General features: G+C 52.0%; 21 protein-coding genes and 3 pseudogenes. 11 read left to right on the top strand and 13 right to left on the bottom strand.

The genetic code is table 11. The features are described from left to right. The first annotated feature begins 85 nt into the window (after positions 1-85). Positions 86-469: a hypothetical protein gene (locus RC73_RS12005; RefSeq protein ID WP_039034854.1), complete on the top strand. Its 384-nt coding sequence runs from the start codon at positions 86-88 to the stop codon at positions 467-469. A 154-nt stretch (positions 470-623) separates the two neighbouring features. Then, complete coding sequence (locus tag RC73_RS12000; protein ID WP_039034853.1) at positions 624-1,352, top strand: AAA family ATPase; 729 nt, start codon at positions 624-626, stop codon at positions 1,350-1,352. Positions 1,353-1,391: 39 nt separating this feature from the next. Here the strand turns inward: RC73_RS12000 and RC73_RS11995 are convergent, their stop codons facing one another. Further along, positions 1,392-1,730 (bottom strand): hypothetical protein, encoded by a 339-nt coding sequence (locus tag RC73_RS11995; RefSeq protein ID WP_143078461.1) that lies wholly within the window; start codon positions 1,728-1,730, stop codon positions 1,392-1,394. Between the two features lie 211 nt (positions 1,731-1,941). Next, a pseudogene (locus tag RC73_RS11990) lies at positions 1,942-2,391 on the bottom strand (IS5 family transposase); the annotation flags it as partial. A gap of 93 nt (positions 2,392-2,484) precedes the next feature. Here RC73_RS11990 and RC73_RS20130 point away from each other — a divergent pair. The 6 genes and pseudogenes from RC73_RS20130 to RC73_RS11970 all read left to right on the top strand — a co-directional run. Next, positions 2,485-2,725: pseudogene (locus RC73_RS20130) on the top strand (alpha-amylase family glycosyl hydrolase); the annotation flags it as partial. A gap of 179 nt (positions 2,726-2,904) precedes the next feature. Further along, a pseudogene (locus RC73_RS20125) lies at positions 2,905-3,132 on the top strand (alpha-amylase family glycosyl hydrolase); the annotation flags it as partial. Between the two features lie 363 nt (positions 3,133-3,495). Continuing rightward, entirely contained in the window at positions 3,496-4,896 is a 1,401-nt protein-coding gene (locus tag RC73_RS11985; protein WP_039034851.1) for a TolC family protein, read from the top strand. Then, a complete protein-coding gene (locus RC73_RS11980) occupies positions 4,886-5,860 on the top strand; it encodes an HlyD family secretion protein (RefSeq protein ID WP_028781331.1) in 975 nt (324 codons plus the stop codon). The genes RC73_RS11985 and RC73_RS11980 overlap by 11 nt, the downstream gene beginning before the upstream one ends. A 2-nt stretch (positions 5,861-5,862) precedes the next feature. Then, positions 5,863-7,020: an ABC transporter permease gene (locus RC73_RS11975; protein ID WP_052248166.1), complete on the top strand. Its 1,158-nt coding sequence runs from the start codon at positions 5,863-5,865 to the stop codon at positions 7,018-7,020. Beyond that, entirely contained in the window at positions 7,017-8,180 is a 1,164-nt protein-coding gene (locus tag RC73_RS11970; RefSeq protein WP_039034850.1) for an ABC transporter permease, read from the top strand. The genes RC73_RS11975 and RC73_RS11970 overlap by 4 nt, the downstream gene beginning before the upstream one ends. On the opposite strand, the gene hydF is transcribed toward RC73_RS11970, so the two are convergent. From hydF to RC73_RS11925, 9 genes are all read right to left on the bottom strand, one after another. After that, positions 8,140-9,372, bottom strand: a complete 1,233-nt coding sequence (hydF, locus tag RC73_RS11965) for a [FeFe] hydrogenase H-cluster maturation GTPase HydF (RefSeq protein WP_039034849.1) — start codon at positions 9,370-9,372, stop codon at positions 8,140-8,142. The two genes, RC73_RS11970 and hydF, sit on opposite strands and share 41 nt — an antisense overlap. Then, positions 9,365-10,378 (bottom strand): [FeFe] hydrogenase H-cluster radical SAM maturase HydE, encoded by a 1,014-nt coding sequence (gene hydE / locus RC73_RS11960; RefSeq protein ID WP_039034848.1) that lies wholly within the window; start codon positions 10,376-10,378, stop codon positions 9,365-9,367. The genes hydF and hydE overlap by 8 nt, the downstream gene beginning before the upstream one ends. Next, positions 10,375-10,986, bottom strand: a complete 612-nt coding sequence (locus RC73_RS11955) for a hypothetical protein (protein ID WP_052248165.1) — start codon at positions 10,984-10,986, stop codon at positions 10,375-10,377. The genes hydE and RC73_RS11955 overlap by 4 nt, the downstream gene beginning before the upstream one ends. After that, entirely contained in the window at positions 10,983-12,437 is a 1,455-nt protein-coding gene (hydG, locus tag RC73_RS11950) for a [FeFe] hydrogenase H-cluster radical SAM maturase HydG (protein ID WP_039034847.1), read from the bottom strand. The genes RC73_RS11955 and hydG overlap by 4 nt, the downstream gene beginning before the upstream one ends. A 68-nt stretch (positions 12,438-12,505) precedes the next feature. Next, on the bottom strand, positions 12,506-13,171 hold the full coding sequence (locus RC73_RS11945; protein ID WP_039034846.1) for a cytochrome b/b6 domain-containing protein: 666 nt from the start codon (positions 13,169-13,171) through the stop codon (positions 12,506-12,508). Positions 13,172-13,181: 10 nt separating this feature from the next. After that, the gene (locus RC73_RS11940; RefSeq protein ID WP_039034845.1) at positions 13,182-13,499 is read right to left on the bottom strand and encodes an iron hydrogenase small subunit; all 318 of its coding nucleotides are present in this window, start codon (positions 13,497-13,499) and stop codon (positions 13,182-13,184) included. 10 nt (positions 13,500-13,509) lie between these two features. Further along, positions 13,510-14,742 carry a [FeFe] hydrogenase, group A gene (locus tag RC73_RS11935; protein ID WP_039034844.1) on the bottom strand — a complete coding sequence of 411 codons (1,233 nt, stop codon included), beginning with the start codon at positions 14,740-14,742 and terminating at the stop codon, positions 13,510-13,512. 277 nt (positions 14,743-15,019) lie between these two features. Continuing rightward, positions 15,020-15,424: a hypothetical protein gene (locus RC73_RS11930; RefSeq protein ID WP_039034843.1), complete on the bottom strand. Its 405-nt coding sequence runs from the start codon at positions 15,422-15,424 to the stop codon at positions 15,020-15,022. Positions 15,425-15,871: 447 nt separating this feature from the next. Continuing rightward, positions 15,872-16,354, bottom strand: coding sequence for an Rsd/AlgQ family anti-sigma factor (locus RC73_RS11925; protein WP_039034842.1), 483 nt, complete (start codon positions 16,352-16,354; stop codon positions 15,872-15,874). 613 nt (positions 16,355-16,967) lie between these two features. Between RC73_RS11925 and hemE the strand changes: the two genes are divergently transcribed. The 3 genes from hemE to RC73_RS11910 all read left to right on the top strand — a co-directional run bounded on the left by hemE (position 16,968) and on the right by RC73_RS11910 (position 21,894). Next, positions 16,968-18,032, top strand: coding sequence for a uroporphyrinogen decarboxylase (hemE, locus tag RC73_RS11920; RefSeq protein WP_039034841.1), 1,065 nt, complete (start codon positions 16,968-16,970; stop codon positions 18,030-18,032). Between the two features lie 434 nt (positions 18,033-18,466). Continuing rightward, the gene (locus tag RC73_RS11915; RefSeq protein WP_052248169.1) at positions 18,467-21,064 is read left to right on the top strand and encodes a putative bifunctional diguanylate cyclase/phosphodiesterase; all 2,598 of its coding nucleotides are present in this window, start codon (positions 18,467-18,469) and stop codon (positions 21,062-21,064) included. Positions 21,065-21,090: 26 nt separating this feature from the next. Beyond that, complete coding sequence (locus tag RC73_RS11910; protein ID WP_039034840.1) at positions 21,091-21,894, top strand: SDR family oxidoreductase; 804 nt, start codon at positions 21,091-21,093, stop codon at positions 21,892-21,894. A 53-nt stretch (positions 21,895-21,947) separates the two neighbouring features. Here the strand turns inward: RC73_RS11910 and RC73_RS11905 are convergent, their stop codons facing one another. Further along, positions 21,948-22,172 (bottom strand): hypothetical protein, encoded by a 225-nt coding sequence (locus RC73_RS11905; RefSeq protein ID WP_039034839.1) that lies wholly within the window; start codon positions 22,170-22,172, stop codon positions 21,948-21,950. A gap of 74 nt (positions 22,173-22,246) precedes the next feature. Next, a complete protein-coding gene (locus RC73_RS11900; RefSeq protein ID WP_233962916.1) occupies positions 22,247-23,890 on the bottom strand; it encodes a methyl-accepting chemotaxis protein in 1,644 nt (547 codons plus the stop codon). Between the last annotated feature and the right edge of the window lie 182 nt (positions 23,891-24,072).

The following is a 24,072-nucleotide window of genomic DNA, read 5'->3' as shown; positions in this document are numbered from 1 at the left end:
CACATCGATCTGTGATTTTTAACGTGACACAGAATTTTGAACACCCTCGTATAAGTATGTAGATCCGGATGGGGAATTTGCTGTTGTGGCTGTACCTATTGTTGTTGGTATAATTGCTACGGCTGGAATGACACACCAAAGCGGTGGGAAGGTTAAAACTCCAAATATAACTAAGCATGACGCAATCGCTGGTGTTGCGAAAATTGCTGGAGCTAACAACCCCGTAATGGCTGTCGTTTCGATTATATTGACAGCGAAGGAAAAATCTGAAGAGCAAGATACACCTGATGAAGATAAATCCGCTGAAGAAATTCTTGAAGAAAAACGAACAAGAAGACAAGAAACCATAGATGACTATGCTGACGGATATTTGCCTGATGTTCATGATAATCATGGAATAGAAAGAGAAAATAATAAAAAAGAAGATCAAGAAATGCCTAAAAAAGATCCTGAAAGTGATAATAAGTAAATAGATTTAGTTATTTGCAGTAGAGGAGTGAGCTATACTCATCTACTGCAAATTTTAATAAGGAAGATTGTTTTTAAATTAGTGTGAACATAAGTGTTTTTGATTGGAATAGAAAGATAATTTTTATGGTTTTATAATTAACAGAGGGTCTTAGATGTTTTTGAAAAGTGTGGAATTGAAGCGTGAAAAAATTAACAATTGGGATCTATACCCATTTAATATTGCATCAATTTCAAAGCTTCATAAGTTGACATTTACTTCTAATTTAACTTTTCTCGTTGGAGAAAATGGAAGTGGGAAATCAACAATGATTGAGGCTTTAGCTATAGCATTAGGATTCAATAGTGAAGGTGGAACTAAAAATTTCCAATTTTCGACGCGCCAAACTCATTCGGAACTATATCAATATCTTAGACTTTGCTTTAATTTGCAAAAACCACAAGATGGATTTTTTTACAGAGCAGAAAGCTTTTATAACGTCGCTTCCAATATAGATGAATTGAACATGTATGGATTAAAGTCACTGTTACCAAGTTATGGAGGAAGGTCATTGCATGAACAGTCTCATGGGGAGTCTTTCTTGAGTTTAGTGCTTAACAGGTTTTCAGGTAACAGCTTGTTTATTTTAGACGAACCTGAAGCTTCACTGTCACCAACTAGACAGATGACATTCATGGCAACCATTAATCAGCTGATTCAAAAAAATTCACAGTTTATCATAGCCACACATTCCCCAATTCTTCTCTCTTATCCCAATTCTACTATTTATCGAGTATCTGAAGATGGATTTAATCTCATAAACTATGAAGAAACAGATGCCTATCAAATAACACAAGCTTTTTTAAAGAATCCTAATCGTATGTTTAGAGAATTGTTTAAATAAAAAATAAATTTATCGATGACTTAGCTAAATGTTATTGCATTACTTTGAACTAAGTCTTTCGATGTGTTGATGTAAATTTATGCCCTCATCTTTTTCACTTGGGAATGCGGTTTTGTATATTTCTCTAATCTTATTGTATTCAGATTCTCCGCCACTCATTATGTTAAAGCTTACATCTTTTTTACCTACATAATCATGAAGTTCTAAACTATTAAATAATAGAGATTTTGTAGCGTTCAAAAGCTCTTCTTTATACTTCTCTGAAATGCTGTCATCATTCTTTATTTCAGTAATTGCAATATGAAAAACTCTTTCTAATGGCACTGAAAGATTTGCTAATGATTCAAACAATGCACGAATATTAGTCGGATTATTCAAGATTACTACCTATTTGTTGTGTACTTGGGTGAGCTTAACCTAACATATATATTAAAAAGAATGAAGTAATAAAAGGCAAATATAAAAGATGGGACATTCAAATCTTTCATAAGCCCTGAAAAATCTATAAGTAGGTCTGTAAATTGTGGCCAGTTTTGGCTTTGTTGCGTAATTCGGACAGGAAACCAAACCGCCTGAAATTGAGCAATTCCTATACAACATACTGAGTTTCAGGCATACCAAGCCCTGTAAGCTTGTTCAGCGCTTTGATCATGGCGTAAGTCTCGCCAACCTGAGCATTGTAACTTCTTAAGCTTAATTTCCCACCTAGCAGCTGTTTTACTCGGTACATTGCTGTCTCTGATAGCGAGCGCTTATGATAGCCATACCGCTTTTTCCACTTCTTGTTGGAGCCGTAGAGCTTTTGGCAACCTACCGCTAAGTTACGAGGATGCCCTTGTTCCCAGAAGGCTGCTCCCTCTCTTGGCGGGATGAGCGCAACAGCTCGCTTGACCCGTATGGCATCATGGCAATTCCTTGTGTCATAAGCACCATCTCCTGATATCTCAATGATTTTACGACGTGTCTGCTTAAGCAAGTTGGGAAGTACTTCGGCATCGGTTACGTTAGATAAGCTCAGCTCTGCTGCGACTATTTCGTGGGGAAAAAATACAGGACAGCCATATCTTTTTGATGTTTCACACAGCTTTGACTAGGCTTTGAAATACCCATCAAAGCTCAGTCGAGGTTGGTTATGACCACTGCCCGTCGCCAGTTGATAGATGCTGAAAGTACGCCCTTTTACCACGTGATTAACCGTTGCGTCCGAAGGGCATTTTTGTGTGGTGAAGATGCACTGTCGGGGCGCAGTTACGAGCATAGACGTGGCTGGATAGTGGATAAAATCAGGCAGTTGTCGTCAATATTCTGCATCGACGTTTGCGCTTATGCGGTTATGAGTAATCACTACCATTTGGTGCTCAAAATCGACCTTGCAGCGCAACAATCGTTGTCACCATTTGAAGTCATTGAGCGTTGGACAGGGCTCTTTAGTGGTAATCCTGTGGCGGCAAAGTTCCTCAAAGAAAAATACAGGACAGCCATATCTTTTTGATGTTTCACACAGCTTTGACTAGGCTTTGAAATACCCATCAAAGCTCAGTCGAGGTTGGTTATGACCATCGCCCGTCGCCAGTTGATAGATGCTGAAAGTACGCCCTTTTACCACGTGATTAACCGTTGCGTTAGAAGGGCATTTTTGTGTGGTGAAGATGCACTGTCGGGGCGCAGTTACGGGCATAGACGTGGCTGGGTAGTGGATAAAATCAGGCAGTTGTCGTCAATATTCTGCATCGACGTTTGCGCTTATGCGGTCATGAGTAATCACTACCATTTGGTGCTGGCATCCAAATTCATCCACGGATAAGGTCTGCTCACCATCCTTGGCTCACATAAGCCCACTCGCCGCTGGCCACTTTAATTTGCGTCAACAGGCTCTCGGCAACGCCCAAGTGCAGCGCAATTTTGTAAGTCTAAATTCGTGAGTTTAGGATGTGTGTCTATTCCTCGGTGCAGGTTCGCACCTTCCTTAGTTTCAATACAGCTTAAAAAAGACTAGGATCCAGTAGCTTGTCTAGTTTTTAACAATTGTTTCGACAGGCCTTGGAGGCCTTGCGCCGCTGCGCAGCAAGGTTAACTGGTGGCCGACAAGCGAGGATGATATCCTTTTTGCTCAGGAATTAGAGTTTTTACTCTAGGGGTGTAGATGAAATTGACCAAATTTGCCTGGTTGCTGTTGTGGCCGCTGGCGGCTCAGCCTGCGCTTGCCGCAGACTATAGTTTTGCCTCGGCCTGGCAACAGTTGCTGGAGGTGAGCGATAAGCTGGCGGCCGAAGGCCAGGAAGTCAGCCGCGCCGAGGCGCAGCAAGAGGCCGGGCGCGACCTTAATCTGCCATCGCTCAACATCAACGGCAGCTATACCAGGCTGGAAAAACCGATAGAGCTGGATCTTAGCGATCTCAATCCACTCGCCTCTATGGATCCCGCCACTCTGCCGCCGGCCATAGGTGGCATTATCGGCTCGCTTCCCGGCTCGATGTTTGTGACTCCTTTCACCGAGCAGGATGTGTTCCGAGCCAGCTTACAGGCGATGTGGCCGATTTATACCGGTGGCCAGATCTCTGCCGCTCAAGGCATTCAGGCGGCTCAGGTGGCTGAGAAGAAGCAGCAACTGGAGTTGGCGCGGCGTGAGCTGTTTACCACACTGGTAGACAGATATTATGCCGTCACTGTGACCCAGGCTTTGGTGCAAACCCAGGCTCAGCTGGTGGCATCGCTGGAAAAGCATTACAGCCACGCTGAAAAACTGGAACAACAGGGGCAGATCGCCAGAGTCGAGCGCCTCAATGCCCAGGTGGCACTGGATCAGGCCAAGGTCGACCTCGGCAGTGCCAAACGCCGCCATGAGATGGCGCTGATAGCCTTGTCACGCCTGTTGCACCAGACTGATATCGCCACCAAGTCACCGCTGTTTATGGCGCCAAACTCCCCTTCATTGCCGCAGTTGACTGAGCTGACACTGAAGCAGCATCCAGCCTTGCGCTTGCTGGAAGCGAAAGAGACCCAGGCTCAGGGCCTGGTCGATATGGAAAAGGGAAAATACTTCCCCACGGTTTTCCTCTACGGTAACTACACCCTCTATGAAGACGACAGCCTGTTTTCCAAGGTCGAACCCGACTGGATGGTAGGCGTCGGGGTCAAGGTGCCGCTGCTGTCCCGTGATGGTCGCAGTGGCAAGGTGCAGGCGGCCAAGAGCGCCCTGCTGCAGGCCAGATACACCAAGGCACAAACCCGTCAGGATCTCAGTCTGTTGGTGGATCAAAGCTATCGCCAACTGCTGCAGGCCGAAGAGGAGGTCAATGCCTTGAACAGTTCTCTGGCGCTGGCAGAGGAAAACCTCAAGCTGCGGGAACTGGCTTTCAATCAAGGGCTGTCTACCTCTATCGACAGGGTGGACGCCGAGCTCAAGCTCAGTGCCGTACGCACCAAGCAGTTGGCGGCTCAATATCGTTATGTTCAGGCCTATGCCCGCTTGATGGCGGTCAGTGGCCAGTTGGATGAATTTATCGGACGCAGTGACAAGCAGGAGATACAGGATGCGGGTTAATCCTTTAGTGGCCATAGTGGCCCTGGTAACCATAGTGGCGGCGCTGGTATATGGGTTGATCCTGGCTTACTCCCCCAAGCCACAGCTGTTACAGGGGCAGATAGAGGCCAGGGAATACAATGTGTCTTCCAAGGTGCCGGGCCGGGTGGAACAGGTGTTGGTGCGCCGCGGAGACAGTGTCAGTGAAGGGGATCTGCTGTTTGCCATCGACAGCCCCGAGCTCAACGCCAAACTGATGCAGGCCGAGGGTGGCCGTGATGCCGCCAAGGCGATGCAGCAGGAAGCCGACAGCGGTGCTCGTAAGCAGCAGGTTGCCGCCTCCCGCGAGCAGTGGCTCAAGGCCAAGGCCGCCAGTGAGCTGGCCAAGACTACCTTCGACCGGGTAGAAAACCTGTTCCGCGATGGCGTACTTGCCCGGCAAAAGCGTGATGAAGCCTTTACCCAATATCAGGCCGCCAAGTATACCGAGCAGGCCGCCTATGCCATGTACCAAATGACCGAAGAGGGCGCCCGGGAAGAAACCAAGGCCGCCGCAGCCGGTAATGCCCGTATGGCCGAAGGCGCGGTGAAAGAGGTCAGTGCCATACTCGCCGACAGCCAGATGCGCGCGCCCAAGGGCGGTGAAATCACTGAGGTGCTGTTGCAGGTGGGCGAGCTGGCACCCAGTGGTTTCCCTGTGGTCAGTTTGGTGGATATGACAGATGCCTGGGCCGTGTTTCAGGTGCGAGAGGATCAACTCAAGCAGTTCAAGAAGGGCGAGCGTATGACCCTGACACTGCCGGCGCTGCAACGCAGTGTCGAGTTTGAGGTCAGCCACATCAGTGTGCTGGGCGACTTCGCCACCTGGCGGGCGACCGAGAGTGGCCACGACTTTGATATGCGTACCTTTGAAGTGGAGCTCAGGCCGCTGGAGCCGGTGGCCGATCTACGGGTGGGCATGTCAGTATTACTTGAAAAGTCTTGATTATGAATAAGTTGCTTCGGCGAGAGTGGCAGGCTGTCTGGCGCGATCCCTGGCAGCTGGCACTGATAAGCTATCTGCCGCTTATCGGTGTGCTCTGTCTTTGGTGGTTGTTTTCCGCCGGGTTGCCCAGGCAGTTGCCGGTGGCGCTGGTGGATCAGGACAATTCCAGCCTCAGTCGTGAGCTGGGGCGTCATCTTGAGGCTAATCCTGTCACCGCCCCCAGGCGCTATCTGGCGCTGGACGAGGCGGTCGAGGCGATGCGCCGCGGCGAGGTCTATGCCTTGGTTATCTTGCCCTATGGTCTGAAACAGGAACTGCTGACCGGGCATACTCCCACCATAGACCTGCGCTACAACGGCCAGTTTTTGCTGGTGGGCAAACTGCTGGCCAGTCAGTTGCAACTGACCCTGGCCGATGGTTTGCAGCAGGTGGCCAGGCTCAAGCAGCTGGCGGCCGGTGTCAACCCGTCCCAGGTTGAGGTTCACCTCAGCCCTGTAAGCACCCAAACCACGGCACTGTTCAACCGCAATAACAACTATGTCGGCTTCCTGGTGCCGCCTGTGCTGATAGCTCTGTGGCAGTTATTTGCCATGCTGGCCTTTGCCGGCAGTCTCAACCGTGAGCTGCGCCAGGATACTCTGGGCGAATGCTTCCGCCTGGGTATGCCCTCGGTGCTGCTGAGTAAGTTTATGGTCAACGGCGCCTTTATGTTGCTGCACGGCGGCTTTATTTTGGTGCTGCTGTATCAGCTGCTGGGGCTGCCGATTGCCGGGCAACTCCTGTGGCTGCTGCCGATGCAACTCTTGATGTTGATGGGCGTTTGGCTCTGGGTGCAGGGGATTTTCTTTATGCTGGCCGACTGCGCCAGGGTGATCAGCTTTTGCACCGCGCTGTTTGCACCCGCCTTTGCCTTTATGGGCATTACCTTCCCGACCGGAGAAATGCCGCTGCTGGCGCAGTGGTGGCGTCTGTTGATGCCATCAAGCCACTATATAGAGTCCCATGTTGCTTTGGTGAGCTATGGCGCCGGGCCGGCCAGCTTGCTGCCTCAGGCGCTGGGTTATCTCGGCTTTCTGCTGCTGTTGATCCCCAGTTGGTTCTTTGCCCGTCGTTATGCCAGGGTGCTGCAGTCGCAGTTGCCGCTTGAGGAGAGGTTATGACAGCCAAGTCCCTTTCGTTATGGCAGTTGATCTGGTTGGATTTACGCGCCTTGGTGCGTGACAAGGCGATCTCTTTGACCCTGTTTGGCGGCGTGCTCTTCTATGCTGTGCTCTATCCCTTGCCTTATCTGCATCAAGTACCCACAGAGCAGCAGTTGGTGGTGGTGGATCACGATAACTCTTCGCTGTCACGGCGGCTTATCCGTCACGCCGATGCCAGTGCCCGTATTCAGGTTGTCGGCCGGGTCGGCTCCATCGACGAAGCCAAGGCCTGGGTCACCGATGGCCGCGCCCATGGTTTATTGGTGATCCCGTTTGATTTTCGCCGCGATCTGTTACTGGGACGGGGCGCGACCTTGAGCTTCGGCGGTGATGCCAGTTACTTCCTGATTTATTCCGCCGTGGTAGAAGGTTTGGTGAGTGTCGGTATGGATGCCGGCAAGCAGATCCAACTCAAGGGACTATTGGCCTCGGGCCAGAGCCCGGAGACCGCTGCCCAGAGTCTGGCGCCGATTAAACTCAATGCCGTGCCCGCGTTTAATAAAGGTTTGGGTTATACCCCCTATGTGGTGCCCGGCTTGTTTCTGCTGATTTTGCACCAGACCTTGTTGATAGGCGCAGGCATACTCGGCGCCGGGCAATGGCGTCAGCCGGGCTATTGGAACCGGGTCAGCCCCTTGATGCTGGTCAGTGCGCGGGTGTTGGCCTTCAGTCTGCTCTATTGCCTGTTCAGTGCGCTCTATATTGGCTGGTGTTACTACGTCTATCAGGTGAGTCTGCAGGCGAGTCTGGGGCAGGTGTTGTTGCTGATGTTGCCTTTTCTACTGACCACGGCCAGCGCCGGGGTGGCACTCAGCTGCCTGTTTGTGCGGCGCGAATTGCCGACCCAGGTGATACTCTTGGTTTCTATGCCTATTCTGTTTGTCAGCGGCTTTGTCTGGCCCTTGGCGCTGATCCCTGAGCCCTTGGTGTGGCTGTCGCAGGTGATCCCGGCGGTACCGGCGATTATGGGAATGTTGCAGTTGAATCAGATGGGAGCCGAGTGGGCAGCCATAGCCCCCAAATGGTTACAGCTGTGGGGGCTATTGTTGCTGTTCTTCCCTCTGGCGGTTTGGGGCGTTAGTTGGCGTCGGCGTCAGCTGCCAGCAGCGGCGCACTGATCCGCTTCAGCACCCCACTGGCCTTGGCTAGTACCAGCCCGTAGTTGGTGATGGCGACGCCGCGGCGGCGACATTCGAGAATGCGCCGCTGCATCTCTGCCCGACCCAACATACAGGCGCCACAATGGACTACCAGTTTGTAGCGTTCCAAATCGGCCGGAAAGTCATGACCGGCACAGACGCTGAACTGCAACTGCTTGCCGGTCAATTTGCCGATGGCCGCCGGGATCTTTACTCTACCTATATCTTCATCCTGCACCTCATGGCTACAGGCTTCGGCGATCAATACCCGATCGCCATCCTCAAGTTTTTCGAGCATCTCGGCGCCTTGCAGCTGCGCCGGTAGATCGCCCTTGGCCCGGGCAAACAGGGTGGAGAAGGTGGTCAGCGGAATACTGTCGGGTACCTGAGCGGCCACTTGTCTCACCGCCTGGGCATCGGTTACTACCAGTGCCGGTGGCGTGGGCATGGCGGCCAAGGCCGTGGCCAGCTCAGACTCACGGCAGATGCTGGCGATGGCACCGTTATCCAGCGCTTCTCTGAGAACCTGCACCTGGGGCAAAATCAATCTGCCCTTGGGGGCGGCTGAATCTATCGGGGCGACCAGTAGCAGCTGCTCTCCGGTGCGGTAACAGTCGGCGGCCAACACGGGATCGCGGCGAAAATCGGCCGGTACCAGTTGAACCAGCAGCTCGACCAAGTCTTCCCGGTGTTTTGCCTCTTGGGTCGACAGGCATAAGAACTTGATGCCTTGGTCGTTGAGCCAGTGCTGATGCTCTGCGGGCAACGGCGCCAGATCTTGCTTGTTCGCTACCACCAGGATCGGCAGTTGCCAGCTTTGCAGCAGTAACAGCCAGTCGCGGTCAAACTCATCCAACCCCAGTTCATCCAGCACATAGACGGCGATATCGGCCTGTTGCAACGCCCGGCGACTGGCGGCTATTCGCTGAAGCCCCAGGGCGCCGGTATCGTCCAGTCCGGCGGTATCTATCAGGGTAGCGGGGCCGACCGGATGCAGCTCAAAGGGCTTGCGCACCGCATCTGTAGTGGTGCCCTTGGTCTCAGAGACTATGGCACTCTGCTGGTTGGATAAGTAATTGAGCAGGGAGGATTTCCCGGCGTTGCGACGACCACACAATACTATGTGCAGTCTGACTCCGCGGGGGGCTGCATTGGGGGCCGAATTACACATTAATTTGTCTCCTGGCGTTGCCTCTGTCCGCAGAGCAATGCAAGCCGCGGGCTTTGAGGCTGAGTTTGATATCGGCGAGACGCTGTTCCAGCGGGCAGCCGGAGGCATTCTTGCCGGGGTAAATAAGGTATTTACTGCTGTCTTTCTGTGGTGTGAACGAGGGCATAAGCACATTGCAGCCGCGGCTCAGGGAGTCGAGCCTAGCGCCGCTTTGCAGGGCATCCAGGGCGCTGGTGGCCGGTATGTTGGCACCGGGGTTAAGCAATCTGAGTATGGCGCAAGCCCGTTGGCACTCAAGCACATTGCCATTGGCCGTGTTTGCCAGCGGGGTTTGTGGATGACTGACGAAGGGGCCGACCGCCAACATCTCCAATTCCATGGCTGAGAGCGCCAACAGGGCGTCAGCCAGGGCATCGCTCTTGCTACCCGGCAGGCCACAGATAATGCCGCTACCTGTCTCATAACCCAGGCTCTTGAGGGTTTCCAGTAGCTTTAGGCGTTTGTCCAGCACTCTTCCCGGACGCAGGCGGCTATAGAGCTCGGCATCCAGGGTTTCCAGTTTCAACAGATAGCGGTCGGCGCCGGCTTCGCGCCAGAGCGCCAGTTCACTGTGGCTGCGTTCACCCAAAGATAGCGTGATGGCCAACTGGCTTTGCTGTTTGATAGTGCTGAGGATGCGGCTTATGCCATCCTGGCGAAAGCGGCTGTCTTCACCGGATTGCAGCACCAGGGTACCGATGCCGGCTTTATCTACTTTGAGGGCCGAGTCGATGATTTCCTGGTGGCTGAGCCGGTAACGCTCAATGTCGCGATTGGCGGCTCTCAGGCCACAGTAGTGACAGTCGCAGCGGCAATAACTGGAAAACTCCACTATGCCTCTGAGCCAGATCTCTTTGCCAAAGTACTGGCGCTTGACCTCATCGGCACGGGCAAACAGCCAGTCATCGGCCTCTCCTGCCAATAACGCCTTGATTTCCAATCTTCCGAGAGTCTCTGCCGGTTTCATGCCTGGGCTCCTGCCTGTTTCAGCACTTGTGCCAGCTCATCGGCGTAGCGATATAACGCCTGTTGCCAAGGCGTGGCAGCGACCTTGGTGCGGCCTTGCATTCTTTGCCATAGGCCTGCCGGTGGCAGCCCCAGCTCGCGGCTGTCCAACTTGAGCCACAATCCCAAAGGCGCCAGATGTGGACTATGGGCATAGTGGCCGACAAACAGTTGATCATCGAGCAATAGCAGCGGCGCGCTGGCGGCCAGCTTACTGCTGACTGCTGTCACCTGCTCAGGCCAGGAGGAGGCGAGTTGCTTGCTCCAATGCTGAGACACCCGGTATTCCTCGAGGATTTCCATCTCGGTGGACTCAGGACGCAACATTTTGCCAAACGCCAGCCCGGCTTCGCTTTCCAGTTCTTGCGTCACTATCAACAGCTGCGACAGCTGGCGGCTTTGCAGTCTTTGTCGCAGCAGCTGATCTATCGCCCCTTCACTGAAATTGGCATAGTGGCCGGCATGCAGGGCCACTCGCCGGGCGCGGCTCAGTGCCGATTTCAGCTGTTGTTTTGGCAGCCCGGCATAGAGACGGCAGCCGGGTGCCAGTACCAGGGTACGACCTTTCACAGATAGATGTCCCTCTCGCCCGCATCGGTGCGCGTGAGGCAAGCCTCGATATTACGTCTTCTGGCAGGGCTGAGTTTATCCAGCTCGGCGGCTATCAAGGCTTCGCCGGCTTTGCGGGTCTGCTCGCTGGCGTAGTCGTTGAGGTATTCCTTGAAGGTGATCAGGGCATTGGGTTGGCAGAATTTGCCAATAAACTGCTGCTTGGCCAGGCCGATAAAGTGATCGCCGGTACGACCCTTACGGTAACAGCCGGTGCAGAATGAGGGGATGGAATGGCTATGCTTGACCAGATCCAATACCACTTCATCCATGCTGCGGTGATCGCCCAGGCTAAATTGGGCTGCATCGTCTTCCTGGTTGTAGCCACCTGGGGTGGTCCGTGAGCCGGCACTGATCTGTGAAACCCCCAGGCTCAGGAGTTCACGTCTGAGTTCGGCATTTTCACGGGTGCTCATAATCAGCCCTGTGTAGGGCACTGCCAGGCGGGTAATGGCTACCAGGCGCTTGAAGGTGGCGTCATCGACGACATAGGGAGGCTGCTCCGACAAGCTGGAGCCATCGGCGGGTTCAATCCGCGGGAAGGAGATGGTATGCGGGCCTATGCCGCAATCCTGCTCCAGTTGCTGTACATGGGCGAGCATGGCCAGCAGCTCGAATCTGTGGTCATAGAGACCAAACAGTACGCCAATGCCCACATCGTCGATACCGGCTTCCATGGCTCTGTGCATGGCGTAGAGGCGGTAGAGGAAGTCCTTCTTGCGGCCCTTGAGGTGCACCTGTTCGTAGGTCGTTCTGTGGTAGCTTTCCTGAAAACACTGATAGGTGCCTATGGCGGCTGTTTTCAGCAGCTTGAAGTCTTCTGTGTCCATGGGGGCGCAGTTGACATTGATGCGGCGGATCTCACCACCTTTGCCTTTGCGCACGCTGTACATGGTCTTGATGGAGTCGACTATGGCGCGGGCGTTATTGCGCGGGTGTTCACCGTAGACCGCCAGGATCCGTTTGTGGCCCATATCTTCCAGGGTTTCCACTTCGGCGATCAGCTCCTGCTCGCTCAGGGTCTTGCGTGGCAAGTCATGGTTGTCGGCGCTGAAGCCGCAATAACTGCAGGCGTTGGCGCAATAGTTGGAAACATACAGGGGTGCGAACAGTACAATGCGATTGCCATAAATGGCATCTTTGATGCCACGGGCAACGGCAAACAGCTCTTCGTCTACAGTGGCGTCCTGGTTTTGCAGTAAAACCGCCACTTCCTCCAGTGTCAGCCCCTGCAAACTGCGGGCTTTTTCCAACACCTGACGTACGATTTCTTTGTCGGGTTGTTGATTATTGTTGAGCAAGGCCCAGATGGCGTCATCATCAATAAAATTCACGGCGGGGTTATAGTCTTTGACTTGAATCGTCTCGGCATGGCCCGATACAAGCGGGTCTGATATCAAAGGGCCTGACATTTGTGGCTCTCCTGTGAAAAAAGGAGCACAGTCAAACTGCGCTCCTTGGAATTTGAAGAAGGGGAGGGTTACTCGGCGTGCTTGGTAGAGACCGGAACGACCTCCTCCTGTACCCATAGTGGCGTGTATTCGGCGGCGTCGTGATAAGGCACTTTACCGTGCAACATCATTGCCTTGAAGTCGTCGAAGCGGTAAACCGCCAGGAACAGGTGCACGGGCAAAAACGCTGTCAGCAGCAGGCCACAACCCAGGTGGATCATGCCCAGCAACCAAGCGGTATCACGTGGGATTGCATAGGGAACCAGCCATAGCGCCAGACCTGTGATAATCAGTGCAGTACCGCCGAGCAGAACGCAAACCCCGAAAAGCTTCTGTCCTGAGTTGTACTTACGCATAGGAGGTACGGCAACTTTCTTGCCCAGCAAAAACTTCTGTGGATAGCCACCGAGTACCTTGAACCAACCAACATCGTTGCCACCGAAGGTGAACACCCGGTTGGTGAACAGCACGACACGGTCGAATGCCATCAGGGTGAAAGCCACCGCATCCAGTGACATGATGACACCGGCGACAATATGAATGTCATAGGTCAGCCCCATGGCGCTGTCGCTCAAGGGTTTAAAGAACAACAACAGCCCGGTAGCCGCCAGTGGCAGGAAGCTCAGCAGCAAGATGTAGTGGAACACCCGAACATTCAGCGGGTGCTTGAGAATGGGACGATTGTCCTGATGCATAGCCGACTCCTTAGGACTTCAGTTTAGTGCGATCGACAAAATGGGTGTGCAGCAACTCGTGCGACAGATGCCCCAAGGGTTCACCGCCAAATTCGCTGTAATAGCGGGCAATGGCTGGGTTGGCGTGGCTGACGCGGTACTTGGCGATGGCATCATCCATATAGAGGGCATCGGCCCTGGCCTTGATGTATTCGTTGCGCTTGGCGATACGGCTGCCGAGCCAGCCCACAGGCAGGGCCAGTACCGCCAGAATGGCTGCGCCCACAGCCATGAAACGGCGCCGAGACAACAGAAAACCGTCTTCGGTAAATTGATACTTGTCTGTCATGAGCAACTCCTTACAGTTGGGCAACCCAGGATGTGCCTGAGCCGTTGATAGGTTGACCGCCACCGTTGACACAACCACCGGCGCAGTTCATCACTTCGATAAAGTGGTAGGGAGACGTGCCGGCCATCACCTGTTCCAGCAAGGGGCGGATATTGCGGCCCATGTCGTGCACCACGGCGACTTTCAGCTGCACATCTTGCTTAAGCTGTTTGTCATGAATGGTGAGTTCGGCTTCCTTGACGCCTTCCAGACCGCGTACCGGAGTCAGTTCCAGTTTGGCCAGTTCTTCGCCTGTGAGCACCTTGTGCGCAGTACGCACCGCGGCTTCCATCACGCCACCTGTGTTACCGAAAATAGTGCCGGCCCCTGTGTATTGGGAAAACAGGCTATCACCCTTATATTCGGTCACATCGGGTAGGTTGATGTTGAGGCGCTTGAGCAGCTCGGCCATCTCGCGGGTGGTCAGCACAGCATCCACATCGGCGTAAGGTGCGGCATCGTTGTCGTGTTGTTGGTGGAATTGCCAGGCTGATTTGAACTCTGGACGTGATGCTTCGAGTTTTTTCGAAGTGCAAGGCATAACCGCTACAGTGAAGATCTTTTCCGGAGCCATATCGTAGACTTTAGCGCCATAAGTTTTGGCGACAGTACCGGCCATCTGCTGCGGCGACTTGGCGGTAGAAAGATGTGGCAACAGGCTGGGGTATTCGATTTCCAGGAAGCGAACCCAGCCCGGACAGCAGGAGGTGAACTGCGGCAGCTTACCGGCATTTGGTTCCTGGCGCACATTGGCGTGCAGCCTGTGAATGAACTCAGAGCCTTCTTCCATAATGGTCAGGTCGGCGGCGAAGTTACAGTCGAAAATTTTAAATCCCGCTTGGTGCATGGCGCCATAGAGTTTATTGGTCAGCAGTTGCCCCTTGGGCAGATTGAAGGCTTCACCTATGGCAACCCGTACTGCTGGAGCCAGAATGCCGACCACTTCAGTGTTGGGATCCTGGAGCTTGGTTAATACTGTATCCAAGGCACTCTGGGTTTCATGAATGGCACCGAACGGACAGTTGATCAAACACTGGCCGCAGCTCAGGCAACGCTCTTCATCAATCTTATGGGGGGCACCGGATGCGCCCTCAATAGCATGGGTGGGACAGAACTGTTTGCAGGCGTCACACCCTTTGCATTTGAGCGCATCTATCTGGATCAGTCCGCGGATCTCTCCTGGCTGATAGCTGGTTGCTGTCATGGCAATGCGTTCCTTTTTACGTGAGAATGTTCTTATTTTCTAATTGCTTATGTAAAAGCTATGCCCCTTGGGAAAGGGCGGAAGGATTATAGGAAATAGCTGGCAGCTATCTGTGATCCAAAGCCGAACAAATTGGAGATTTCACAAGTTTTTACATGAAATATGATGAAATTAGCCAGTGAAACAGGGGCATGGGACTTTTTGACTTAGGCCCTGTTTCAGTTAATTTCACAGATGTGACGCGGGATAACACGGATATATCTAGTTGGGATGAGTGTTAGAAATAGAGGTTTTCGACTGTTTTACCGTCAACCAGAATCTCACACTTGTCACCATTGCTGGATTTTGAGGATTGTACCGCGCTGGCAATAATGCCAAATGCGCCGCCTTGACTGCCGAGTACAGACCCAAAGTAGCACTTGCCATCGATTTCCATCTCTTGATAACGACCACCCAGATTTTGGGTTGGAGTATAAGGAGGGAAGGTGCCGCGCATTATCGGGTCACCATTGACTGTCAGTTCCAGTTTCTTCTTATCGGAAAAGTAGCGTCCACCGAGCTTCAGCGTTTGGCCTTTCACTTCGACAGTTTTTTCCTGGGCTATGATGGGTTGCGGGGTTGAACTACAGCCTGCCAGCAGAGCGCCGGCGCAAGCTAGTGAGGCAAGGGTCAATTTACGCATTAATCCGTCCTTTGTTGGATTGTAAGGTATTACTTTTCCGTGTTATCCGCGCCGGATTATAACTTCTTGGCAACAAAGAACGCCAGCATCCTGGTTTAATTCCTTTTACTAAGTTGATCATTTTGATGAGCGTCGTTTTCATAACAAGGCATGCAACTGTTAGGGAAGGTGCGAATCAAGGTACCGTTTGCTTTGGCTAATACATGCTCCTGATAACACTTGAGCTGTAAACTTAAACAAATTGCGAGAGGGGGCGGGATTTTGCTTTGCCAGATAAAAAGAAAGGATCGAGTATTTCTCCGCTCGATCCCCATTATTCCGACCAAATATCCATCTAGATATCACTGTTAATGCTCATCTGAACATTACATAGAGCCGGCTTTGGAGTCTGAAAACGGCAGTCATAAGGCATTAGGTACGACAATAACCAGCAGACTCGTTACGGTATCAGTTGATTGTCGGTGCTGATTTTTTATTGTGCAGCACTTCCAACATTCTATCTTCCAACTGGAAGCGGGTCTCCAGGGCGTGCACCAATTCGGCGAGATCTTTATCCAGTTGATAGAGTAGATCGTCGCTTTCCAGCTCGGAGTATTTATCACTGAAGTCCAGAGCTTGATCTGTCGTCTCGACAATCTTGGGCAGTAATTGCTGTGCCAGTGCCTTGTTCGATTGCCCTTGTTCGTCACAGGCATCGACGACTCTATTGAAGACCTCGAAATGACCTTCTGAAACGTAATCCACCAACAGATTACAGAAGCCGCGAACCTGATCGACGCAGGGCAGGGACTTGTCACGGTTTTCATAGGGGGCCAGTCCGGCTAATTTGCAGTAATAAACCAGCAATTTCCTGCGGTTATTCAACCATTGATCCACCAAAGCATTGGCTCCGCCCCATTTTTGCTCGGCCTGTTCAAGTTGTTTCAGCATGATCTTCTCATCCTTATCGCCGCACCTGTACCTAATTTAGGTGACAAGTTAACCAGTGATCAACTCTTTTCGGCGTGTAAATGGTTTTTTTACTCATGGACAAACCAGTTGTTTTGTATACAAAAACAACTCAAATGTTAAATTGTGTATCCGGATGCGGATTGGAAAATAAAAAGCCCAGCGGTAGAAACTACAGCTGGGCGAGGAAAGTTTTAACGGGCTCGATGTGACGAGCTTCTTGATTGTTCTTGCTAGCGCAGACTTTTTATACCAAAGGGTGGGAACCTGTGCAACTTTTTTCTGTCATAAGACGTTCGGCTGACGCCTGGATCTTTATACTTTTGTTGTAAAAATGTGAGCTGGCGCAATTGCGTTGCCGTGTCTCGCGGCGCATTAAGTCTGTGGTGGCCGAGTCGTTAGTCTCTATCGTCAATTCGGTCATAAATTTGTCCATTTCAGTTGCCCAATAAAGCTTGGATGGGGTCAAACTCTTCTCCGGAATGGTATTTATCCATGCCTCTGGTCACATAAATACTCAGACACAGGTTACAATGCAGCCGCAAATGCTAAACTAGCGAACCAGCAGATCTCAATCGGAGTAGGAATAAGCCCAATGGCAGAATTAAAAAACGATCGTTATTTACGTGCGCTGCTCAAGCAACCTGTTGATGTTACACCAGTTTGGATGATGCGCCAGGCTGGCCGCTATCTGCCAGAATATCGCGCTACCCGCGCCGAGGCCGGTGACTTTATGGCGCTGTGCCGTAATGCCGAGCTGGCTTGTGAAGTTACCCTGCAGCCGCTGCGTCGTTTTGAATTGGATGCGGCAATCCTGTTTTCCGATATTTTGACTGTGCCTGATGCCATGGGTTTGGGCCTGTATTTTGAAGCAGGTGAGGGGCCTCGCTTTGAACGCCCAACCGATACCATTGACGCCATCAAGAAACTGGCTATTCCGGATCCGGAAGATGAGCTCGGTTATGTGATGAAAGCCGTTAGCACCATTCGCCGCGAACTTAAGGGCGAAGTACCGCTGATAGGTTTTTCTGGTTCACCTTGGACACTGGCTACCTATATGGTTGAAGGTGGTTCCAGCAAGGCCTTCGAAAAGATCAAGCGGATGATGTATGCCGAGCCTGCAGCATTGCACATGTTGCTGGACAAGCTGGCCGACTCAGTGACCCTTTATCTGAACGCCCAGATCGCCAATGGTGCACAAGCCGTGATGATCTTTGACTCTTGGGGTGGGGCGCTGTCACATGCGGCTTATCGCGAATTCTCCCTGCGTTATATGCAGAAGATCATCGATGGTTTGAACCGTCATGCCGAAGGTCGTCAGGTTCCTGTGACTCTGTTTACCAAGGGCGGTGGTCTGTGGCTTGAAGCTATGGCTGAGACAGGTTGTGATGCCCTGGGGCTGGATTGGACCATAGACATAGGCGATGCCCGTAAGCGTGTCGGCGATAAGGTTGCCCTGCAGGGCAATATGGATCCTTCGACTCTGTACGCATCGCCTGAGCGTATTCATGAAGAAGTGGCGCAGATCCTGGCCAGCTATGGTCAAGGTACAGGCCATGTATTCAACCTGGGTCATGGTATCCACCAGCACGTGGATCCTGAGCATGCCGGTGCCTTCGTTAAGTCGGTACATGAGCTGTCTGCCCAGTACCATAAGTAAGTTAGTATTCGTTTATTAAAAAGGCCCGCAGTGCGGGCCTTTTTAATGTTAAAACAATAACATGTTGTCCGGGCTTGCACCCTTGGATAACATTAATGCGACTGAGTGGCTGTGTCTTAGGGGGAGGACTAACCTGATTCTGCGGTGGACAGGAACCCATGCTGAATTACCCGGAATACAGATTTAGTTCCTTACCATTGATATTTTCAATTTGACAAATTGTGCTCCAAAGCACGTATCTATCTCTTTTTTCCTGCGCCAAATCAACACAAGCCTGTAAGAGTCAGGGCAAGCTGGTGCAGTTTGTCGCGGGCAAAGGGCGGCAAACTGGCGATGATGCCAGTCAAGAGTTTTAACCGGTCATTAAATGAGGTATGTTGCCTGCCGGAGTTCGGTCACTCTTGATATCCGATCACAATCAGCCGTGGTTTAAGATGCACATTGGCAAAAAAATAGGCGTGTTCATTCTGGGGTTCTGTATTCCGGCCCTGCTTGTGGTCGCCTACTGTTTGAATTTTTGGTTTGAATACAGTCTGGGTCAGTTCCGGCAGCAAACGCTGGAACATGAGTATGTCGGTATTGAACAACAGTTTACCCGAGAGTCCCGGCGTCTGCTGCAGCTGGCGCGTCTCTATGTCCCCATTCTCGAAATGCCGTCAGATTCATTGTTAGCCGGTTGGGTTGAGGGGTTACAGTCATCCAATATCAGTCTGTTTCATCTACATCAGGGCAAGGTAACGGCGCTGGCCAACGGCAAGACCCGGGTGCTTGAGCAAAAAGTTCCTCCTGCCGATATGTTTGCTGCTTTGGATAAAGAAGCGTTTGGCGCTGCTGTCGTCAATGGTCAACCGCTGCAGATTGGCTTCTATCGTTTTGACGATGACGAGGCTTTGATCGTCACTCGTTTGCTGACCCCTGTGCACCTGCAGAGTCTTGGGCAGACCAATCTTATCCAATCTGTGACCTTGGTTCCGCTGCGACAGCCTGTGAGTATAGGGCAGCATCTTAAGCTTTTCAGTCAAGTTCCCGTACCGACACTGTTGGACGAGCCTTTTGTATTACAGATCAGACAACAGAGCGATGCCTTTGAACGTCTGGAGTGGCAGAGTTTACTTGTGGTGATGCTGCTATTGCTCGGTGGCATGCTGATGGTCGCCATCGGTTATTTGTGGTTACGACGCGGGTTGCTAAAACCTTTCGACCGACTGATGACAGAGCTTAAGGAGATAGATCCCAGCGCCAGGCGTTATACCCATATTAGTGGTTGCGGCGGCGCTGAATTCAAGGTGTTGGCTGACAGGATCAACAACTTGTTGTTGCGGATATTTCAGCAAAACGAACGTTCCCGTATCACCCTTGAATCCATTGCCGAAGCGGTAATCCTCACCAACAATAAGGCCAAGGTTATCTACCTTAATCCGCAGGCTGAATGCCTGCTTGGGCTGCGCAGTCAACAGGCATTGGGGCGAACGCTGGATTCTCTACTCAAGAGTGACGATCAACTGGATGAAGAGTTACTCGCCTTTATGTCCAGTGGTAACCGACAGCCCGAGTACAGTAAGGTCACTCTGCAGATGCAGCAGCCGAGGATTATGGAACGGGCTGTGAGCAATCTCTGTAACCACAAAGGTAAAGTGATAGGTGCGGTGACAGTGCTGCGGGACATTACCCAAGAAGAAACCCTCAAACAGCAACTCAGGTTGAAGGCCAGTGTCGATGGTATTACCGGGCTTTATAATCGTAGCGCCTTTGAGGAACGCTTGCCCGGCTTTGCCGAAGGCGCCGATACCCTGGCGCTTTGTTATCTGGATTTGGAGCAGTTCAAGCTTATTAATGATAACTGTGGTCATGACGCCGGCGATCAGATGTTGGTGATGGTTGCCAGAGCCATAGAATCCTGCTTGCAGGGCGATGAAATGTTGGCCAGACTCGGTGGTGATGAGTTTGGCTTGGCTGTCCGTAACCGCAGTGCTCTTGAAGTCGCCAAGCTTTTGAAGCAGTTGGTGAAGCAAGTTTGTTTGCAGGTATTGCCTTGCGGCGGTGCCCATTACCGGGTGGGTGTCAGCAGTGGTGTGGCCTTCCATCGAGGCCCTTGCATGGCCCCGGCCGAACTGCTCAAGGATGCCGATATCGCTTGTCTGGCGGCCAAGCGCAAGGGCAGTAATCAAATTCACTTCTTTGATGATCGCAATAAAGAGCTGGCTAATGAGCGCAATGCCCCCAAGTGGGCTGTGCGTATTGCCAGAGCCATAGAAGACAAAGAGTTATTGCTCTATTTTCAGCCAATTAAAGGACTCAATGGTTGTTGTCGCCGTCAAAGGTTGGAGATCTTGCTGCGGATCCGCGACAACAGTGGCCGAATCTTGCCTCCGGCCCAGTTTATTGCGGCGGCGGAACGCTTCAAGTTAATGCCCGATGTCGACCGGGAAGTGATCCGCAAGGCTTTCCTGTGGCTCTCTGAGCATCCGCAGCTGTGGCCTGAGATCAGTATCTCTATCAACCTCTCGGGTAATAGTCTGGGCAGCGAGGGCATGCTGGACTATATCGCCGAGATGCAGGGGCGTTATGGTATTCCCAGCTCCTGTGTCTGCTTTGAGATTACAGAAACCAGTGCTATCCAGAACCGAACCCGGGCGATGGAAATGCTCAACCAATTGCGCCGCTTGGGATTTGCCTTCGCCCTGGATGATTTTGGCAGTGGCTTTGCTTCTTACGGTTACTTGCGGGAACTTCCGGTGGATTATGTCAAGATAGATGGTTGCTTCGTTCGTCATCTGGCCAGCAATGCCAAAGATTATGCGATAGTTAAATCCATTCATGATGTGTGCCGGGTCATGGGGATAGAAACTGTCGCCGAGTTTGTCGAAAACCAGGAAATAGTGGACAAGCTGTTGGAGATAGGGGTTGATTATGCTCAGGGTTACGCCATAGGGCGCCCCAAACCTCTGGAGCAATTTTATCAGTGGCAGAAGGCTCATGAGCAGCAGTTGCAGGGATTGCACTTGCAAGAGGAGTATGCGAGCTTAGCCTGATAACTTCGACTGACAATGGACTGTAGATGGAAGGACTCGCTAATAAGGTCATAGTGATTACCGGTGCCTCGGAAGGTATTGGACGGGCGCTGACGCTGGCATTGGCACCACTCGGTGGACAACTGGTGCTCAGTGCCCGCAACGAACCCAGATTACGTACCCTGGCGATGGAGGTCGAATCGGTCGGCGGTGCGGCGCTGGTGGTCTGTGGTGATGTCGGGCGACAACAGGACTGTGAAGCCTTGATAGCCACGGTAATCGAGCGCTTTGGTCGGCTGGATATATTGATTAATAATGCCGGCATGACCATGTGGAGCCGCTTCGATGAACTCAAGCAACTGGATATTCTTGAACAGCTGATGCGGGTCAATTATTTGGGACCTGCCTGGCTGACCCATGCGGCGCTGCCGCATCTGAAGGCTTCCCAAGGGCAAGTGGTCGTGGTGGCTTCCGTGGCTGGTCTCACTGGGGTGCCAACCCGCAGTGGTTATGCTGCTTCCAAACATGCTGTAGTGGGGTTCTTTGACTCTCTGCGTATCGAATTGGCCGAGGATGGTATTGCAGTGACAGTGATCTGCCCTGACTTTGTGGTTTCCGAGATCCATCGGCGGGCGCTGGATGGTGAGGGTAAGCCACTCGGGACTTCTCCCATGGCGGAGAGCAAGATCATGACTGCCGAAGAATGCGCGCAGATGATGCTGCCTGTCATAGCCGGGCGGGGCAGGATGCTAATTACCTCCTGGCGTGGTCGTCTGGGACGTTTTGTTCGCCTTATTGCTCCAGCATGGGTGGATAATCTTGCCCGCAAGGCAATAGCGTCCGGGCACTAGCCCAAAAATAGATAAGCCTCCGCAGTGGAGGCTTATTTAGGTTATTTTAGAGATTACTTTTTGTCGTTGAGGTGCTGGACTATGGTGGCCTTCGCCTCTTCATGGCTAGCCTTGGCAGCTTTGGCTTGAATATGGGCTGTGGCTTTGTGGCCGGTTAAATCCTCGGCGATATGTAGCCAATCCGGATGCCAGTAAAACTGGCTGCCTTCCAGGGTTGACCAGTTGTGTACTCCATGAGTTTCACCGTTATATACCAAGTCTTTGATTGAATATCCCATAGTCAGTCTCTCCAAGTCGGAATGGTATTATCATGCGGCCGTTGTGGCCGCTTGATTGTGACAAAGATCTCATTTTAGGTGCGAAAACGGCTGATCAAATGCGCCAGATTGTGGGCTAACTGACTCAGCTCCTGGCTGGATTGAGATACCTGCCCTGTTCCCATTGACACCCTGGAGGCGGCATCACTGATATTGGTGATGTTGACCCCCAACTCGCCGGTAACCGCTGTCTGTTGTTCGGTGGCACTGGCCACCTGAATCGCCATATCGTTGATGATACTGATGGCGGCACTAATCCTTTCAATCGCATCACTGGCCTCATTGGCACAGCGGACACTGCCTTGCATCCGCTCACGGCTCTTTTGCATCACTTCATTGGCATGTTGAGCCCTTTGTTGCAGCTGCTCTATAGTGCCTTTGATTTCCAGCGCCGAGCTTTGGGTGCGGCTGGCGAGGGTGCGTACTTCATCGGCCACTACTGCAAAGCCTCTGCCGGCTTCACCGGCCCTGGCAGCTTCGATGGCGGCATTGAGGGCCAACAGGTTGGTCTGGTCCGTTATCTGGGCGATCACTTCCAGCACCATGGCTATGGAGTCTGAGTCTTTCTGTAATTGATTTATCACTTCGCTGGCGGCGGTGATTTCTGCATCTGAACTTTGAATGGTATCCAGAGTTTGCATTACCACTTGCTGGCCTTCAGTGGTGGCTTGCACCCCTTGGTTGGCTTGATCGGCGGTTTGTGTGGTGTTGCGGGAGATGTCGGCAATCGAGCTCTGTAGCTCTGTCATAGCGGTGGCTACCTGATCGACCTCAGAGCGCTGCTGTTGCATCTCCTCGGCAGATTCAGCGGCGACAGCAGTCATCTCCTCCACAGCCGCAGCCAGTTGTACCGAGGCGGCGCCTATCTGGGAGATCATTTCATGCAATGTGGTACGCATCTGTCCCAGAGTTTCTGCCAAATGTTTGAATTCGCTGCCGCTGAATTTCTCCATCGGGATGGCGCTGGCGAGATCGCCCGAAGCGATTTTTTCCAGCACTTGCGTGGTGGCGCCAAGGGGGATAAAGATTCGTCGCAGCAGGAACCAGCCGGCTCCCAGTGCCAGGGTTACAAAGAGACAGAAGACGATAACCAGACTGCTGCTGAGGGATTGAATCGCCTGTTCACTGGCGCTTCTGGCAGAGCTGACCTTATTGGTTTCCAGCTCCATCAAGGCTTTGAGCTCGGTCTCGACATTGTTGTAAATATGCCAGGATTCCATGGAGGTCAGCATGTTGGCGGTGTTTTCCGCAAGGTCGTTGCTGTCTTGAGCCAAAAACTGCTTATGCAGTCCCATAAAGGCCTGCAGCGGCGCATCCAGCTTGTGCAGCTGCACCAGGGTATCTTGTCCGGCACCCTGTTTAAGTTGCTGTAATGCCGAGTTGATCGCCAGAGTCTGATCTTGAAGGTACTGACGTGACTCCTCACTCATGGGAGCATTCAGTACCCGTCTCAAGCTGTAACCCAGCTGTTCCCGTCTGAGGCCGGATACCAGTTGCAGTAAAGAGGCGGCCTGATCATTGCTGTGGTACTCACGTTCCAGCAGGCTTATTTGGCTTTTCACCTCCTCTAGGTGATAGCCAATGGTGCCCAATGACAGGCAAAACAGTGCTAAAAGCGCAGCAAACAAGGTGATTAACAACTTGCGCAAAGAAAGATTGGAAAAGATGGCTTGGTTCAAAACCCGGCTCCCAAACAAATGCATGAAAAATATAGTGAATGTTTCAAGATCCTAGGTCTTTGCTCTGTTATAAACTGTGAGTTGTGGCAATTTAATAGGTAAATGTTTTAACTTTTAGTATTTTTGATTGTTAATATTATTAAGTCGTTATTTAGTAATGATTTAATATGAACTTTTGAGAC

The sequence above is a fragment of the Shewanella sp. ECSMB14102 genome (assembly GCF_000813075.1).
Lineage (GTDB): Bacteria > Pseudomonadota > Gammaproteobacteria > Enterobacterales > Shewanellaceae > Shewanella > Shewanella indica.
Note: the sequence above shows the minus strand (reverse complement) of the source record. Positions and strands in the feature narration are given on the sequence as shown.